Annotated in this window: 12 protein-coding genes; 7 read left to right on the top strand and 5 right to left on the bottom strand. The window is 71.0% G+C overall.

What is annotated here, in order from left to right:
* The 5 genes from ABZ646_RS20695 to ABZ646_RS20675 form a co-directional block, all read left to right on the top strand.
* Positions 1-3,249, top strand: a 3,249-nt coding sequence (locus ABZ646_RS20695) for a CHAT domain-containing protein (RefSeq protein WP_360520647.1), incomplete at its 5' end; no start/stop codon positions are given.
* A 41-nt stretch (positions 3,250-3,290) separates the two neighbouring features.
* Positions 3,291-4,682 carry a hypothetical protein gene (locus tag ABZ646_RS20690; protein WP_360520644.1) on the top strand — a complete coding sequence of 464 codons (1,392 nt, stop codon included), beginning with the start codon at positions 3,291-3,293 and terminating at the stop codon, positions 4,680-4,682.
* A 159-nt stretch (positions 4,683-4,841) separates the two neighbouring features.
* Positions 4,842-6,317, top strand: a complete 1,476-nt coding sequence (locus tag ABZ646_RS20685) for an ABC transporter permease (RefSeq protein ID WP_360520641.1) — start codon at positions 4,842-4,844, stop codon at positions 6,315-6,317.
* 43 nt (positions 6,318-6,360) lie between these two features.
* Positions 6,361-7,044, top strand: coding sequence for an ABC transporter ATP-binding protein (locus tag ABZ646_RS20680; protein WP_360520637.1), 684 nt, complete (start codon positions 6,361-6,363; stop codon positions 7,042-7,044).
* A gap of 231 nt (positions 7,045-7,275) precedes the next feature.
* On the top strand, positions 7,276-10,587 hold the full coding sequence (locus tag ABZ646_RS20675; protein ID WP_360520634.1) for a S8 family serine peptidase: 3,312 nt from the start codon (positions 7,276-7,278) through the stop codon (positions 10,585-10,587).
* Positions 10,588-10,671: 84 nt separating this feature from the next.
* Here the strand turns inward: ABZ646_RS20675 and ABZ646_RS20670 are convergent, their stop codons facing one another.
* Positions 10,672-11,574, bottom strand: a complete 903-nt coding sequence (locus ABZ646_RS20670) for a helix-turn-helix transcriptional regulator (RefSeq protein WP_360520631.1) — start codon at positions 11,572-11,574, stop codon at positions 10,672-10,674.
* A 173-nt stretch (positions 11,575-11,747) separates the two neighbouring features.
* Here ABZ646_RS20670 and ABZ646_RS20665 point away from each other — a divergent pair, with 173 nt between their 5' ends.
* Positions 11,748-12,791, top strand: a complete 1,044-nt coding sequence (locus ABZ646_RS20665; protein WP_360520628.1) for an NAD(P)-dependent alcohol dehydrogenase — start codon at positions 11,748-11,750, stop codon at positions 12,789-12,791.
* A gap of 1 nt (position 12,792) precedes the next feature.
* On the opposite strand, the gene ABZ646_RS20660 is transcribed toward ABZ646_RS20665, so the two are convergent.
* From ABZ646_RS20660 to ABZ646_RS20650, 3 genes are all read right to left on the bottom strand, one after another.
* Positions 12,793-13,806 carry an iron ABC transporter permease gene (locus ABZ646_RS20660; protein ID WP_360520625.1) on the bottom strand — a complete coding sequence of 338 codons (1,014 nt, stop codon included), beginning with the start codon at positions 13,804-13,806 and terminating at the stop codon, positions 12,793-12,795.
* A 107-nt stretch (positions 13,807-13,913) separates the two neighbouring features.
* A complete protein-coding gene (locus ABZ646_RS20655) occupies positions 13,914-14,906 on the bottom strand; it encodes an iron ABC transporter permease (RefSeq protein WP_360520621.1) in 993 nt (330 codons plus the stop codon).
* Positions 14,907-15,956, bottom strand: coding sequence for an iron-siderophore ABC transporter substrate-binding protein (locus ABZ646_RS20650; RefSeq protein WP_360520650.1), 1,050 nt, complete (start codon positions 15,954-15,956; stop codon positions 14,907-14,909).
* Between the two features lie 91 nt (positions 15,957-16,047).
* Between ABZ646_RS20650 and ABZ646_RS20645 the strand changes: the two genes are divergently transcribed.
* Complete coding sequence (locus ABZ646_RS20645; protein ID WP_360520618.1) at positions 16,048-16,431, top strand: VOC family protein; 384 nt, start codon at positions 16,048-16,050, stop codon at positions 16,429-16,431.
* 13 nt (positions 16,432-16,444) lie between these two features.
* Here ABZ646_RS20645 and ABZ646_RS20640 read toward each other — a convergent pair.
* Positions 16,445-17,407: serine hydrolase domain-containing protein (locus ABZ646_RS20640; RefSeq protein ID WP_360520615.1), on the bottom strand; the 963-nt coding region annotated here is incomplete at its 5' end.

Below are 17,407 nucleotides of genomic sequence, written 5' to 3'. Positions count from 1 at the left end.
GGGCGGCTGGTCGAACAGGCCGGTGCGCTCGTCCCGCCGGGACATCCGCAGTCGCCGGACCTCATGGCCGCTCGCGGGCACCTGGCGTACACGTACCACTGCCTCACCAACGACGACGGCTGGCTTTCCGAGGCGATCGACGAGCTGGAATCGGCTCTGCGCGCGTTACCCGACAGGGATCCCAGGCGCGCACCGTTTCTCAACGACCTGGCCGGCTGCCTGCGACGCGCCGCGCACCGGCGGAGCGACACGGATCTCCTCGCCCGGTCCGCGGCAGCCGCCCGGGAGTCGCTCGATGCCACGCCGGTCGCGACGCCCGAGTACGCCGTCTCCCAGACCACCTACGCGATCACCCTCCTGGAACGCTACGAGATGGCGAACCCGGCCGATCACGCGTTGATCGACGAGGCCGAGTCGCTCACGCGGGCGGCCATCGACTCGGGATCCCTGCAGCCCGCCGACGAGGCGAAGGCGCTCTCCAACCTGAGTCGCGTACTGCTGTCCCAGTACGAGCGCACCCGGCAGTTGCGGTGTCTGGAGCAATGCGTCGAAGTCGCCCGACGAGCCGTGCAGACCGGCGACGAGCGGGACGAGGACCACTCCACGTGCCGCGCCAACCTGGGCATCGCCCTCACGGCGCTCGCGCGGGCCCGGGCGAACGACCCGGAACTGCTGCGGCAGGCCGAGGCGGAACTGACCACGGCGCTGGGAGCGCTGGCCGCGGACGAGAGCCGGTCCTACGCCCTCTCCGCCCTGGGGCTCGTCCGACGGATCAGGGGGACCCAGTCACCCGATGCCGCCTCGGACGACGTCGATCCCGACGACCTTCAGCGGCAGGCGGTGGAGGCGCTCCCCGACGGCCATCCCGATCAGGTGCTGGGCCTGCTGCACCTTGCCGACGCCGCGGTGACCCGGCATCTCGAACTCGGTGACGAGGCCAGTTGGGGGCAGTACCTCGGACTGCTGCGGCGCGTCGCCCGTGTTCCCGGCAGGCAGTGGGCCACCCGAATGATCGCGCTGGCCCAGGCGCTCACCCAGAAGAGCCCGCAGGACGACGCGTGGGCCGAAGCCGAGGAACTGCTCACCGACGTCGTCGAGGGAGGATGGGCGCTCCCGCGCGACGTCCGTTCGGCCACTTTGGTCAGGGCCCGGATGCTGCGCGGCCGGTTTCAGGCCGGCCGGGACGAGCGAGTGGGGACCCTGCGGGCCGCGGCGGTACGCGCGGCTCTTCAGGCGGTGGAGGACGGCTACCCGCTGCGTGACCGACCCGTACCACTGCCCCGCGCGAGTGACGGACGGCCACTGACGCTGGGCATCGGCGAAGTCGCCGAACTCGACCGGGCCATAGCCTTGCTGCGTGCCGATCAGCCTCCCGAGCAGGAGACAGACGCGCGGACGGAGCATCTTCTCGAGTTGTCCTCGGCCTTGCACTGCCGATACCTCTACGACAACGACGTCAGCCTGCTGAACGAGTCGGTGGCCATCTGCCGGGACATGCACCGTCTCGCCGGTGAAGGGACGGAGCAGGCAACCCTCATCGGTACGACGCTCGCCGCACGCCTGCGGGAACTGAACCAGAACACGCCCTCCGCCGGCGCCCTCGCGGAAGCCGTCGTCCTGTTCAGGACGGCGGCCACGACGGGGACGGAGCGCATGCGGGTCCGTCTGGGCGCCGCCTGTGACTGGGCGAGGTCCGCCGAATCGCTGGGCGACTCCGAGCAGGCTTCCCAGGCCTATGGCACGGCCCTGGACCTGCTGGAGCTCGCCTCCTGGTCGGGGATCGACCGTGAGGGGCAGGAGACCCTCCTGCGGGCGTCCGACGGCCTGGCCCGCGACGCGGCAGCCCTGGCCATCGGCAGACGCGAGTACGAACGTGCTGTCGAACTGCTCGAATGCGGCCGTGGCATTCAGCTCGGCCGCGCCCTCGGTGGCCGGACAGCCCTTCGCCGGGTCGCCCGAGTGGCCCCGGAGCTGGCGGAGCAGTTCGCGCGAGCTCATGCCGAGGCCGAGGCCCCTCCCGTACCGGATGCGTACGGGGGAGCTCTCTCCACTGGCGAGCGGCTCGCCGCCACCCGTCGCCGAAACCAACTCGTCGAGCTGATCAGGGACAAGGAGGGCCTGGCCGACTTCCTCACCAGGCCGTCCTACCCGGTGCTGCGGGACGCCGCCGCAGAGGGCCCCGTCATCATCGTCAACACGAGCCGCTCGCGTTGCGACGCCCTGGTGCTGCGGGCGCGGCGGAACGTGCTGGCCATCCCGCTGGACGGCGTCACCGACGACCTCGTACGGTCCTACGCCCGCCGCTTCTCGCTCGGCATGGCGATCCTGGAAGGCGAGGATCTCGGTCTTTCGCAGCGCACGAGCGGACGCCACCTGGTGGCGACCGCACTGGAGTGGCTGTGGCACCAGGTCTGTGCACCCGTTCTCAACGAATTGGGTCACACGCGGGCGAAGTCCGCGGACGAGGCCGAACGGGTGTGGTGGTGCCCCACCGGGGCCTTCGCCTCCCTGCCGTTGCACGCCGCCGGTCTCCACAACCGGCAGCGCGCCGACGGCCAGTCGGTGCTGGACCGGGTCGTTTCCTCCTACACCCCGACGCTGCGTCAGCTGATCGACCGCAGGGCGGCCTCATCCACGCCGGTCGGCCGTCCGCTGCTCGTCGCCGTGCCCGATTCCCGGGTCGGCGGTGGACAGCGCACCCTGGCCACCGCGCAGCAGGAGGCCGAGATCTTCCTTCGGTACTTTCCCGCCGCGCGGGCCCTTGTCGGACCCGCCGCCACGGAGGCGGCCGTCCGGGAGCATCTGCAGCGAGCGGGTTGGGCCCATTTCGCCTGCCACGGAGCCGTACGCGGCCCGTCGGGTGAGGACGACGCCCGCCTGCTGCTGTACGACGAGGAGCTGCGGATGGGTGCCGTGTCCGGCACCTCGCCGGACAGGAACCGCGAGTTCGCCTTCCTCTCCGCATGCGGCACCGCTCGCACCGTGAGCGGACTCAGCGACGAATCCCTGAACCTGGCCACCATGATGCAACTGGCCGGCTATCGCCACGTCATCGGAACCCTGTGGTCCATCGACGACGCCATGGCGCCGACGGTCGCCGCCGGCGTCTACTCCCGTCTTGTCCGGCCGACGGGAGAAATGGCCGCCGACGGTGCCGCACGAGCTCTCCACTGCGCCGTCCTCGACCAGCGGCACAGTTACCCGATGGCATCCGTCGGCTGGTGTTCCTACGTCCACCTGGGGCCATGATGACCAACCTCGCGGCCGAGCGTGACCAGATTCTGCGTCGCATGCACGACAGGCTGGACGCGTTCGTGCTGTACGCGGAGCCGGCGCTGCTTCTCGACCCCGTGGCGTTCGCAGACGCCTCACTGCTCGTGCAATTCGCCGCACGCCGCCATGTGGACACCGGAAGGCCCGTGGCGGACCGGGAGTTCCGGCACTCGGCCGTGCTGTTGGCGGGGTGGTTCCATCGGATGCGCGCGTGGTTGCTGCCTGACGAGGAGGCGATTCGCGCCTCCCTGCGAACCTCGGAGGAACTGTTCCGGTCGGGGGGCACACCCGACGACGCGAACGTCCGGCCGCAGGAAGTCGCCGGCCGCCCGGGCGGCCCGGCCGGCGACAGGGTGCCGAGCCGCGCCGAGGGTCTCAGCGGGCTGGCTCACGTGGCCTACGGGCTCTGGGAGGAGACCGGGCAGCTGGAAGCCCTGGACCGTGCCATCACCATGAGCCGGGGGGCGGTCGAGGAGGGCGAGCCGGGTTCCGCGGCGCACGTCAGGGATCTCGACTTCCTCAGCGCCACACTGCGTACGCGATCTCAGAGCACGGGATCACGGGCGGACGCGGAGGAAGCAGTGGAATTCGGACTTCGAGCCCGAAGTGCTGCCGAGGAGGTGTGTGATCATCTTTTCTCCTCCCTCCACCACCTGGGCCTGGCTCTCTCGCACCGGGCCCGGCTCGCGGGCAGCGCCGACGCCCTCGACAGCGCCATCGCGGTGCACCACAGAGCCATCACGGTGGGCATCGCCGACGGCGTCGCGGCGCAAGGCGTGGCCACCGCCTTCCAGGGGCTGTCCATCGATCTGCTCCTGCGCTACCAGGCGAGGAAGGACCCGGCGGATCTCGATGCGGCCGTCGTGGCGGGTACTCAGGCGATGACGCGGGCGCCGGAGGCCGATCCGACGATCCTGCACAACCTCTGCTACATGCTCACCCTTCGGGCCCAGGCGACCGGAGACACCGCCGACCTCGCACAGGCGATCCGGGTCGGTCAGGATGCCGTGGACGCCGCCCCCACCGGTCATCCCGAGCGGCCCGCCGCCCTCAACGACCTCAGTCTGGCCTGGGGGTTCGTGGACCTTGACACGGCGATCGACCTGGCCCGCGAAGCGGTCGAGCTCTCGCCCGACCGGGACGCGCGTGACGCCCGGAAGGCCACCAGGCTCGCCAACCTGGCCCAGCAGCTGTGGATGCGCTTCGAGAGCGACCGACAGCACGCGGACATCGACGAGGCCGTCGAGTTGCTGGACCAGGCCCTCGGTCTGCTGCCCCGTCACCATCCCAAACGGACCGAGGTGCTTCACGAGCTGGCCCAGTACCTCGACGTGCGCTTCCAGGCCTTCCGGCGTCTGGAGGACCTCCGCAGGATCCTCGACATGCGCAGGGCCGGCGAAGGGGCGTGAGGAACCGGCCGTCCGGTCCCTGACGCACAGCCGCCGCACAGCTCACCGGTGCCGCCCCTCAGGGGCGGCACCGGCATTTCCGGGGTCCGCCACAGCCTTCTCATGGTTCTCTTATTTCGGCCTTAGAGGGCCATCACGGTGCGTCCCTACCGTGCGGTCATGTTCTTCACCTACCTGAGGCGCGAACTGCGCCGCCGCAGAAAGGCGGCTCTCGTCGTCGCCTCCGGCCTCGCGCTGGGCATCGCACTGGTCATCGTGGTCAACTCCGTGTCCAACGGCATGGGGAAGGCGCAGGACAAGGTCCTCCAGTCGCTGTACGGCCTGGGTACGGACATGACGGTCACCAAGGCCGCCTCCGCCTCCACGAGCAGCTCCCAGCGTCCGCGTTTCAACTTCGACGCACAGAACAACGGTTCGTCGAAGACGCAGAGCAGCGACCGCGTCATGGTGCAGGGCTTCACCACCCTCGCCTCCTCGACCGTCGCCAAGGTCTCCGACCAGAAGGGCGTCTCGACGGCGGTCGGCGGACTGAGCCTCAACGTCGTGAAGATCAGCGGTCAGTTCACCCGGGGCCAGTTCCAGCAGAACCAGAACTCCGGCAGCCGCGGGGGGTTCGGCGAGCGCGGTGGCGGCACCGGGGCGCCGCAGGGTGAGGTCCGCGGCGGCGGCGCCAACTTCGACGTCAACAGCTACAGCGTCTTCGGCACCGACGTCGCCAACGCCGGCCTCGGCCCGCTGACCTCGTCGAAGATCACCAGCGGCCGCACCTTCAAGACGAGCGAGGCCGACGCGAAGGTCGCCGTCGCCGACTCGGCCTACGCCAAGGAGAAGAAGTACAAGGTCGGCTCCACCGTCACCATCAAGAGCGTCAAGTTCAAGGTGATCGGCATCGCCACCGCCACCTCCGGCGACTCCGCGGCGAACCTGTACATCCCGCTCCAGCAGGCGCAGACGCTGGCCAGTGAGAAGAACAAGGTCACCACGATCTACGTCAAGGCGACCGACTCCCAGCAGATCGACACCGTCAAGAGCGCGATCCAGAAGAACGTCTCGGGTACGACCGTCACCACCTCCGCCGACCTCGCCAAGACGGTCTCCGGCTCGCTGTCCACCGCCTCCAGCCTCGCCACCAACGTCGGCAAATGGCTGTCCATCGCGGTGCTGGTGGCTGCGTTCCTGGTGGCCGGTCTGCTCACCTCCTCGGCGGTCTCCCGGCGCGTCCGCGAGTTCGGCACCCTGAAGGCGCTGGGCTGGAAGTCCGGCCGGGTCACCCGGCAGGTCATCGGCGAGGCCATGGTCAACGGCCTGGTCGGCGGTGCCCTCGGCATCGCGCTCGGCCTGACGGGCGCGTACGTCGTCACCGAGATCAGCCCCACCCTGCAGGCCTCCCTCGGCGGCGGCGGGAACGCGGGCGGCGGCCCCGGCGGGGGTGGTGGGTTCGGCGGCGGCGGTGGCTTCGGTCCCGGCCGGCAGGCCGCGAAGACCCTGGAGGTCGCCCTGACGGCCCCGGTCAGCGTGACGACGATCGCCCTCGCGGTGGCCCTCGCGGTGGCCGGCGGCCTGATCGCGGGCGCGTTCGGAGGCTGGCGCGCGTCGCGTCTGCGTCCGGCGGATGCGCTCAGGCGCGTCGAGTAGCCGACAACGCAGCCGCCCGCCCCCCAACCCTCCAGGAGCCCCCATGTACGAACTCAGAAACGTCACCAAGCTCTACTCACGCGGCAAGGACACCGTCCGCGCCCTCGACGGCATCGACCTCACCATCGCCGACGGCGACCGCCTGGTCATCCAGGGCCCCACCGGCGGCGGCAAGTCCACCCTCCTGCAGATGCTCGGCTGCCTGGACCGCCCCACCTCCGGCGAAGTCGTCCTCGACGGCACCGACTTGGCCAAGCTCTCCGAGACGAAGCTCACCTCGGTCCGCAGCGCGAACATCGGCTTCGTCTTCCAGTCCTTCAACCTGATCCCGACACTCACCGCCCAGGAGAACGTCGAGACGGCCCTCGTCCCCCTCGGCGTCAAGACCAAGGACCGCCGGGAACGCGCCGCGGAGGCGCTCACGTCCGTCGGTCTCGGCGAACGCCTCGGCCACCTCCCCGGTGAGATGTCCGGCGGCCAGCAGCAGCGCGTCGCCATTGCCCGGGCCCTCGTCAAGCAGCCCAAGGTGCTGCTCGCCGACGAGCCGACCGGCAACCTCGACGAGGGCATGCGCGACGAGATCATGGACGTACTGGAGCGCATGTGGAAGGAGCACGGGCTGACTTTCATCATGGTCACCCACGACTCCGCGATCGCGAAGAAGGCCCCGCGCCTCGCGACCATCCGCAAGGGCAAGATCACCGTCAAGGAGAACGCCGGCGCATAACACCGAACTCCCGCGCACGACCGCGCGATTGTGTAACGGTGTCCGCCCCGGCCGGTAACAAATCTCTCGCTTGCTTCTTACCGGTCTCTCATCTATTGAGCCCGCTGATCACCCCCCGGCATACTCCGTGTTCCGGGGGGTTGACGTATGTACGTACGAGACTGCCCCCGACCGGGTGAACGGGGAATTCGCCCGGCACACCGTCTCCCAGGGGGAGTCTTGCGCAGACAAGTGAAAAGAGCAGCGGCGGCCACGGTGGCCACCGCGGCCGCCGTCGCCCTCGCCGCGGGCATGACCAGCCCGGCGTCGGCGAAGCCGGAACAGCGTGCCGCCTCGGCCGTCGCCGCGGCCCGCGCCTCGCTCGCCGGCAAGCACCACGTCACCCTGATCACCGGCGACCGCGTCGCCCTCGACGCCAAGGGCCGTGTCGTCGGCCTGGAGCGGGCGAAGGGGCGCGAGCACATACCGTTCCGGATCAGCAAGGTCGACGGGCACACCCTCGTCGTGCCCGGTGACGCCGTCCAGCTGGTGGCCTCCGGGAAGCTGGACCAACGGCTCTTCGACGTCACCGAGTTGGACAAGGCCGCCACCCGCAGGGCGCAGCAGAACGGCCTGAAGGTCATCGTCGGCTACAGCGGTGCCGCCACCGCGGCCAAGGCCGACGTCCGGGACGCGGGCACCCTGCGGCACAGCCTCAAGGCGCTCAACGCGGACGCCGTGCAGACCCCGGTCAAGGAGACGCCCGAGCTGTGGGACGCCGTCACCAACGGCGACAAGGCGGCCGCCGGCATCGCGCACGTCTGGCTCGACGGCGTCCGCAAGGCCGCCCTCGACAAGTCCGTGCCGCAGATCGGCGCCCCCACGGCGTGGGCGGCCGGCTACAACGGCAAGGGCGTGAAGATCGCCGTCCTGGACACCGGTGTGGACACCACCCACCCGGACCTCAAGGACCAGGTGATCGCCTCCAAGAACTTCACCACGGCCGCCGACGCCTCCGACCACTTCGGCCACGGCACGCACGTCGCATCCATCGCGGCCGGCACCGGCGCCAAGTCGCACGGCAAGTACACGGGTGTCGCACCCGGCGCCAAGATCCTCAACGGCAAGGTCCTCGACGACACCGGCTCCGGTGACGACTCCGGGATCCTCGCCGGCATGGAGTGGGCGGCGGCCGAGGGCGCCGACGTCGTCAACCTCAGCCTCGGCGGCTACGACTCCCCGGAGATCGACCCGCTGGAGGCGGAGGTCGACAAGCTCTCCGCGGAGAAGAACATCCTCTTCGCGATCGCCGCGGGCAACGACGGCCCCCAGTCGATCGGTTCGCCCGGCAGCGCGGCCGCCGCGCTCACCGTCGGCGCCGTCGACGGCAACGACAAGCTCGCCGACTTCTCCTCCACGGGACCGGCCGCCGACGGCTCCATCAAGCCGGACGTCACCGCCCCGGGCGTCGACATCACCGCCGCCGCGGCCAAGGGCAGCGTCATCGACCAGGAGGTCGGCGAGAACCCGCCCGGCTACCTGACCATCTCCGGTACGTCGATGGCCACCCCGCATGTCGCGGGCGCCGCCGCGATCCTCAAGCAGGAGCACCCCGACTGGGGCTACCAGGAGCTCAAGTCGGCCCTGACCGGCTCCGCGAAGGGCGGCAAGTACACGCCGTTCCAGCAGGGTACGGGCCGGATCGCCGTGGACAGGGCCATCAAGCAGACCGTGCTCGCGCAGCCGTCGTCGGTCAACTTCGGTGTCCAGCAGTGGCCGCACACCGACGACACCCCGGTCACCAAGCAGCTGACCTACCGCAACGTCGGCACCAAGGCCGTCACCCTCAGCCTCACCTCGTCCGCCACCGACCCCAAGGGCGCGGCGGCCCCGGCCGGCTTCTTCAAGCTGGACGCGACCAAGGTGACCGTCCCGGCCGGCGGCACGGCCTCCGTCGGCGTCACCGTCAACACGAAGCTGGGCGGCACCCTCGACGGCGCCTACTCGGCGTACGTGACGGCGACCGGCGGCGGCCAGAGCGTCCGCACGGCGGCCGCGGTGCAGCGCGAGGTGCAGTCGTACAGCGTCACGGTCAAGCACATCGGGCGGGACGGCAAGCCGACCGGGCTCTACAACACGAGTCTGATGGGCTACTCGGGCCTCGGCAACGGCAGCGGGATCAACGTGCCGGTGTCCGACTCCGGGACCGCCACCTTCCGGGTGCCCAAGGGCACGTACCTGCTCGACGCCTGGATCGCCAAGGACTTCACCACCTTCGACGGCGGCCTCGACTGGCTGGTCCAGCCGAAGCTGAGCGTCACCAAGGACCTCACGGTCACCGTCGACGCCCGCACCACCAAGGCGTCCGACATCACCGTGCCGGACGCGGCGGCCAAGTCGAACTTCGCGACGGTCGACTACATGTACGACCCGGCGGGCATCGGCATCGGGGCCGGCTTCGACACCTTCGACAAGATCAGGACCGCCGGTCTGGGACCGGACGTCAGCGGCCTGACGCAGACCTGGAGCGGCCAGTTCGTCAAGGGCGGCGGCGAGGAGTACGACGTCGCCACCAGCGCCCAGGTCAAGAGGTTCCAGGGCGGCAAGGTCCGGCACTTCAAGACCGGCGAGCTGGCGACGGTGAAGAACACCGTCGGCGCCTCCGCCCCCGGCAAGACCGGATCGGTCAGTCCCTGGGGCGTCGTCGGCGACGACGTGGTCATCGGCCTCGGGGTGGAGCAGAAGCTGCCCGCCACCCGCACCTTCCACCTCTCCACCGTCGACGGCGCCCAGTGGGCCTTCGACGCCGTGCAGAACAGCGGACACGACGCGCAGGGCCTGCCGATCGCCGACGCCGGCTACACGCAGGACGACATGCAGGCGTACAAAGCGGGTCGGACCTACCGGAACACCTTCAACACCGCGGTCTTCGGCCCGCACCTGACCTCCCAGTACGGCCTGTACCGCGACGGCAACCAGATCTTCGGTGTGATCCCGCTGTTCTCCGACAGCGCGAAGCACCCGGGGTCCTCCGACTTCCTGTCGGTGAACACCACCCTGTACCGAAACGGCACCAAGGTGGGCTCCAACAAGGACCCGCTGTTCGGCGACGGCGTGTTCACCGTGCCGTCCGGTGACGCCGAGTACAAGCTGACCACCTCGGTCATCCGCTCGGTCAAGGTCGCCGCGGCCTCCACCCGGATCGACGCGAGCTGGACCTTCCACTCGAAGAAGCCCGGCAGCAGCACCCCGCTGGCCCAGCTCCCCGCCTCCACCGTCCACTTCGGCGCCACGACCGGCCTCGACAGCCGCGTCGCCGCAGGGAAGACGGTCACCTTCCCGGTCACCGTGGAGGGCTCGGCCGCCGGCCGCAACCTGAAGTCGCTGGTGGTCTACGTCTCGTACGACTACGGCAGGACCTGGAAGAAGCTGACGGTCAGCCACGGCAGGATCACCGTCAAGAACCCGGCCAAGGGCAAGGCCATCTCGTTCCACGCCAAGATCGCCGACAAGAAGGGCAACAAGTCGACGATCTCGATCTACAACGCGTACTACGCCAAGTGAGCGCGTCGGCCGCCGAGTAGCACCCCAGCGAACGGCCCGTCGGAAGCGCGGCTTCCGGCGGGCCGTTCCCCCTGTCCCGGCCGGTCAGGCCCGGGGCGCGACCCGGTTCGCGTCCGTGCCCCAGCTGGCCAGCAGCCGCAGCGCCTCCGCCGACGCCGACCCGGCTTCCGCGTGGTAGGTGACCAGCGCCTGGTCCTGGTCGCCGGCCATGCGGAACGACTCGTAGTGCAGGGACATCTCACCCACCAGCGGATGGTGCATCCGCTTCACCCCGTACGACTTCTCCTTGACGTCGTGCGTCGCCCACAGCCGACGGAACTCCTCGCTCTTCACCGAGAGTTCGCCCACCAGCGCGGACAGCCGGGTGTCGTCGGGATAGCAGCCGGCGTCCATCCGCAGCTGGCACACGATGTCGATGGCCTTCTGCTCCCACTCCACGAACAGATCGCGGTAGTCGGGGCGCAGGAACGTCAGCCGCGCCCAGTTGCGCTCCGCGGCGGGCAGCTCCGCCCAGTCGCCGAAGACCGCCGCCGCCATCCGGTTCCACGCCAGGATCTCCGAGCGCCGCCCCACGATGTACGCCGGTACGCCCTCCATCGCGTCCAGCAGCTGCCCCAGCGATGCCCGCACCTGCTGCGGCCGCCCCGACGCCTTCTTCTTGTGCTGCTTGCCCTTGGCGAGGTGGGTGAGGTGCGCGTGCTCGGCGTCGGACAGCCGCAGCGCACGGGCGATGGAGTCCAGCACCTCCGCCGAAACGTTCCGCCCGTTGCCCTGTTCGAGACGCGTGTAGTACGCCACCGACACCCCGGCCAGCTGCGCCAGCTCCTCGCGCCTGAGTCCCGGCACCCTGCGGTGCCGCCCGAAGTCCGGCAGCCCCACGTCCGAGGGGCGCAGCCGGGCCCGCCGACTGCGCAGGAACTCACTGAGCTCGGCACGCCGGTCCAGGGGCACGGAGGGGGAGGCGGGGGGCAGGGACTGGTCTTCCATACATCCAGTATTCACGGACGTACGCACCGGAACCTGACCCCGCCAGTGGTAGGCACGGCAGACGTACGCAGAGGCGGGGGCTGGGTGACGGACGTAGCGTGGGGGAGGCTGGCAGCGTGCCCGGGACGTGAGAAGGCAGCCGGGCGCGAAGACATCCTTAGGAGAACCCCCTCATGACCACTGTTGCTGCTTACGCCGCGCCCGCCGCCAAGGCCCCGCTGGAGCGGACCACGATCGAGCGGCGCGCGGTCGGTGAATTCGATGTGCTCATCGACGTCGAGTTCGCCGGTATCTGCCACTCCGACATCCACCAGGCCCGAGAGGGCTGGGGTACGGCGATCTTCCCGATGGTGCCCGGTCACGAGATCGCGGGCGTCGTCTCCGAGGTCGGCCCGGGTGTCACCACGTACGCGGTGGGCGACCGGGTGGGCGTCGGCTGCATGGTCGACTCCTGCCGCGAGTGCGACAACTGCAAGGCCGGCCTCCAGCAGTACTGCACCGGCGGCGGCGCCACCTGGACCTACAACGGCGTCGGCAAGGACGGGCAGCCCACCTACGGCGGTTACTCGCAGAAGATCGTCGTCGACGAGAACTACGTCGTCCGCATCCCGGACGGCCTCGCGCTCGACGTCGCCGCCCCCCTCCTGTGCGCCGGCATCACCACGTACTCCCCGCTGAAGCACTGGAACGCCGGTCCCGGCAAGAAGGTCGCGGTCGTCGGTCTCGGCGGCCTGGGCCACATGGGCGTGAAGATCGCCGCCGCGCTCGGCGCCGAGGTCACCGTGCTGTCGCAGTCCCTCCGCAAGAAGGACGACGGTCTGAAGCTGGGCGCCACGCACTACTACGCGACCAGCGACCCGAAGACCTTCGAGGACCTCAAGGGCACCTTCGACATCATCCTCAACACCGTGTCGGCCCCCCTGGACTTCGACGCCTACCTGTCGCTGCTCGGCACCGACGGCGCCATGGTGAACGTGGGCATCCCGGAGGAGCCGGTCCACATCCTCCTCTCCTCCGTCTTCGGCAACCGCCGCAGCCTGAGCAGCTCCGGCATCGGCGGTATCCCGGAGACCCAGGAGATGCTCGACTTCTGCGCCGAGCACAACCTGGGCGCCGAGATCGAACTCATCCGCGCCGACCAGATCAACGAGGCCTACGACCGGGTCGTGAACAGCGACGTCCGCTACCGCTTCGTGATCGACACGGCGACGATCTGAGTCAGCGCTCCCGCCTGCGGCCGAGCAGGTGGAGCAGATAGGGACCGCCGACCAGGGAGGTCAGCGCACCCACCGGGATCTCCAGCGGAGGGACCAGGGTGCGCGCCACCAGGTCGGCGGTCACCAGCACGACCGCGCCCGTCAGCGCCGAGCAGACCAGCGGCAGCTGCGGGGTGCGGGTGAGCCGCCGGGCCAGCTGCGGGGCGGTCAGCGCGACGAACCCGATCGGCCCCGCGGCTCCCGTGGCGGTGGCGGCGAGCGCGACGCCGAGGACGGTGAGACCGAGACGGGCGCGGTCCACCCGCAGGCCCAGGGCGGCCGCGGTGTCGGGGTCGAGGCCGAGGAGGCGCGCCGCCCGGCTCGCCCACACCAGTCCCGGCACGGTGAGCAGCAGGACGACGGCGAGCGGGCCGGCCTGCGCCCAGCCCCGCCCGTTCAGGCTCCCCGTCAGCCACAGCTTGAGCTGCTCGGCCGCGTCCAGCTCGCTGTCGGTGAGATACAGCTGGACGACGGCGGACAGGGCGACGCCGATGCCGACGCCGGTGAGCACGAAACGGGCGGGTTGCATGCCGTGGCGCCAGGCGAGTACGTAGACCAGGGCGGCGGCGGCCAGTCCGCCGCCGACGGCCACGAAGGGCATCGCTCCGGGTGCGGAGACGGCTCCCGTGGCCAGCGCGAGCACGGTCGCGGCGGCGGCGCCGTGGCCGACGCCGATGACGTCGGGACTGGCGAGCGGGTTGCGGGTGACGGTCTGGACGAGGGCGCCGGCGACGCCGAGGGCTGTGCCGACGAGGGCGCCGACCGCTGCGCGGGGCACGCGCAGTTCGTTGAGGACCAGGCCGTAGGGGGTGGGGTCACCGCGGAGGGTGTGCCATACCGCGAGGGGTGAGATGTAGGTCTGGCCGATGCAGGCGGAGGCAGTGAGGGCGACGGCGAGGAGGGCGAGGAGCGCGAGGGCGACGAGCGCCGACCGTTTGTGGAGGAGGAGGGAGGAGCGGGGGCGGGGGCGGAGCACGAATGTCCCCGCGGGCCGGTGGGGGCTGGTCGCGCAGTTCCTCCCCCAGCCTTCGGCCGGGGGGACCCCCGGCGCCCTTGAGGAGCGCTGTACTCGCGTCGTACGCCTCACGTCACGGCTCCCTTCCTCCGTACCAGCGTCACCAGCACCGGAACCCCCACCAGCGCCGTCATCACGCCCGCCGGGACCTCCGCGGGGGCGCGTACCACCCGGCCCAGTACGTCCGCCGCGAGCAGCAGGCCGGCTCCCAGCAGCGCCGACAGCGGCAGCACCCGTGCGTACCCGCCGCTTCTGACCAACCTCCGTGCCAGATGCGGCACCACCAGGCCCACGAACGCGATCGGGCCGGCCGCGGCCACCGCGGCGGCGGTCAGCAGTGTGGCCCCCAGGGCCGCGCACCCCCGGACCACCCGCACCCGGTGCCCCAGCGCACGCGCCGTCTCGTCGCCGAGGGCCAGTGCGTCCAGCCCCCGCGCGCACGACAGCACCAGTACGGCGCCCACCGCGAGGAACGGCAGCATCCGTACGACCGTCCCCGCGTCGCGCCCGCTCAGCGCCCCCACCTGCCAGAACCGGAACTCGTCGAGGGTCGCCGAACGGGAGGTGAGGACCACGGTGGTGGCGCCCGCGGCCATCGCGGACAGGGCGGTACCCGCGAGCGCCAGCTTCACGGGGGACGCCCCGCCCCGGCCGCGCGCCGCGATGCCGTACACCAGGCAGGCAGCGACGACGGCGCCGGTGAAGGCGTACCAGACGTACGCCCCGAAGCCGTACGCGGAACCCCCGACGACGATGGCGAGCACCACGCCCGCCGCGGCGCCCTGGCTCAGCCCGAGGATGCCGGGGTCGGCGAGCGGATTGCGGGTGACGGCCTGGAGCGTGGCTCCGGCGAGGCCGAGCGCGGCGCTCGCGGTGAGGCCGATCCCGGTGCGGGGCAGCCGGAGGGACCGCACGACCAGCGCGTCGGGTGCGGACCCGCCGTGCAGGAGGGCGTCGAACACCGTGGCCGGCGGTACCGCACGCGTGCCGACGGCGAGGCTGAGTACGGCGACGACGGCCACCGCGAGGGCGGCCGCCGGCCAGAGGAGGGCGCGGCGCACTTACCGGAGGTGCTCGGCGAGCTGTCGTACGACCAGACGCGCGGCCGTGGGACCGGCGTTGAGGTACCAGGGGTCGTCGTCGACCTGGACGGCGTGCCCGGCCCGCACCGCCTTCATCGACTTCCACAGCGGCCCGGCGAGGGTGCTCCCGGCGTCCGTCCTCGCGGGGTCTCCCTGTACCGAGTAGAAGATCCAGTCGCCGTCGGCGGTGTCCACCTTCTCGGTGCTGATGTCCTGCGAAATGGCGTTGAACCGCTGGGAGCCGGGGCGTGCGAGGCCCATGTCGACGGCGATCGAGCCGGTGAAGGAGGAGACGCCGAACATCCGGGTGCGGTCGGGTGTGAAGCGGACCATGGAGACCGTCGTCGACCCGTCGAGCGCCGTTCCGCTCGCCTTCGCGCCGGCGACGATGTCGTCGAGGAGTTCCCGTGCCGCCTGCCCCTTGCCGACGGCGTCGCCGACCAGCAGCAGGTCACGCTTCCAGTTGATGCCCTGGCCCGCGGTGACCACGGTGGGCGCGATCTTCGACAGCTGCGGGTAGAGGTCGCCGAGCGAGTCGTTGACCAGGATCAGGTCGGGCCTGGCGGCGGCCAGCGACTCCAGGTTGGGGGACTGGCGGGTGCCCGCGTCGGTCATCGCGGCGAGCTTCCGCTCGTACTGCGGGAAGGCCTCGGCGAGGTAGTCGGGGACCAGACCGGCGTTCTCGGCTCGGGTGCCCGCGGTCGGGACGACGCCGAGGGTCAGCAGGTCGTCGAGCTGACCGGTGCTGAGCACCGCGATCCGCTTCGGCCGGGCCTTGATGACGGTGCTGCCCTCGAAGTGGGTGACCGTGCGCGGGAAGTTGCCGTCGGTGGAGTTGTCGGAGCCCATGCCGTCGGCGAGGGCGCCGGGCGCGGCCGCGGGGCCCTCGGAGGCACCGGCGACCTTGTTCACGGACCCGTCGGCGTGGGCGCCGGCGGCACCGTCGCCGGTGGCGGAGGAGCCGCAACCGGCCAGCAGAGCGCCCGCCACGGACACGGCGGACACGGCCAGGACGGCCCTCGATCTCAACGCACGCACGACGGACTCTCCCGATCATCGGCTAAGGCAAGGCTTACCTTAACCGGTGCTGGGGGTACGTTGGACAGGAGGAGGTCCCACGATGACCGTGAACCTGAACCACACCATCGTCGCCGCACACGACAAGCACGCGTCGGCCAGGTTCCTCGCCGACGTCCTCGGGCTGGAAGTCAGCCCGGACTACGGCCCGTTCGTCCCGGTCACCCTGCCGAACGGCGTCACCCTCGACTACATGGAAGCGCCGGGGAACATCCCGACGCAGCACTACGCCTTCCTGGTCTCCGAAGACGACTTCGACGAGATCTTCACCCGCATCCGGAAGGCCGGCGTCAGCTACTGGGCCGATCCGTCCCACAGCCGGCCCGGCGAGATCAACACCAACGACGGTGGCCGCGGCACCTATTTCGACGACCCCAACGGCCACCGCCTGGAAATCCTCACCAGGCCCTACGGAGGCGGAGCCTGAGTCCTCCGGCAGCTCAGGCGGCGAGCCCCCGGAGGCCGTCCTGGGCTGCCATGACCAGTTCGATTCCGCGGTTGTCGGCGGCGGGTTCGCGCATCTGGTTCGTCACGTAGGCCATCGCCAGCCGTTCGCCGGGGTCCACCCACACCAGGGCCCCGCCCCAGCCGCCCCAGCCGAGGGCGTCGCCGAAGAGGCCGTAGCCGAGGCCGTACCGGCACGGCATGCCGAGGACCCGGTCCGCACCCTCGAACTGCACCCGACGCGCCCGCTCGCAGCCCTCGGGCGACAGCACCCGCACCCCGCCGACGGTTCCGCCGCAGGCCAGCAGGGACTGGACGAGGGCGACGGAGCGGGCGTTGCCGAAGCCGCTCGCCGCGGGGATCTGGGCCCGCCGCCAGGCGAGGCTGTTGCCGTCCCGGACGCGGAGCGCGGTGGCGGTGGAGGGCGCCGTCGTGTCGCGCCCCGGCGCACTGGCCGTGTAGTCCTCGTCCCGGCCCGGCGGCGGCACGGTGAGCGCCACCCGCCGGTCGTGCTCGGCGGCCAGCCCGATGTGGAAGTCCGCACCGAGCGGCCCGGCCACCTCGGCGGCGAAGAACTCACCCACGCTCCGTCCGGTGATCCGGCGCACCACCTCACCCACCAGGAACCCCTGGGTGAGCGAGTGGTACCCGGCCGCGGTGCCCGGCTCCCACTTCGGGGCCTGACGGGCGAGCCGAGCCGTGGCGGACGCCCAGTCGTACAGCTCCTCGACGGGTCCCTCCCAGTCGGGCAGCCCGGCGGTGTGCGACAGCAGGTGCCGCACCAGCACGTTCTCCTTGCCGGCCGCGGCGAACTCGGGCCAGTGGCGGGCGACCGGCGCGTCCGGGTCCAGCTCGCCCCGGTCGATCAGCACGAGCGCGGACAGCGCGGTCATCGTCTTGGTCACGGAGAACACGTTGACGATCGTGTCCCGCTCCCATGGCCGGTCCCGCCCGTCGTC

This window comes from Streptomyces sp. NPDC007162, assembly GCF_040634175.1.
Lineage (GTDB): Bacteria > Actinomycetota > Actinomycetes > Streptomycetales > Streptomycetaceae > Streptomyces.
The sequence above is the reverse complement of the archived record's forward strand: the minus strand, read 5'-3'. Positions and strand labels throughout refer to the sequence as shown.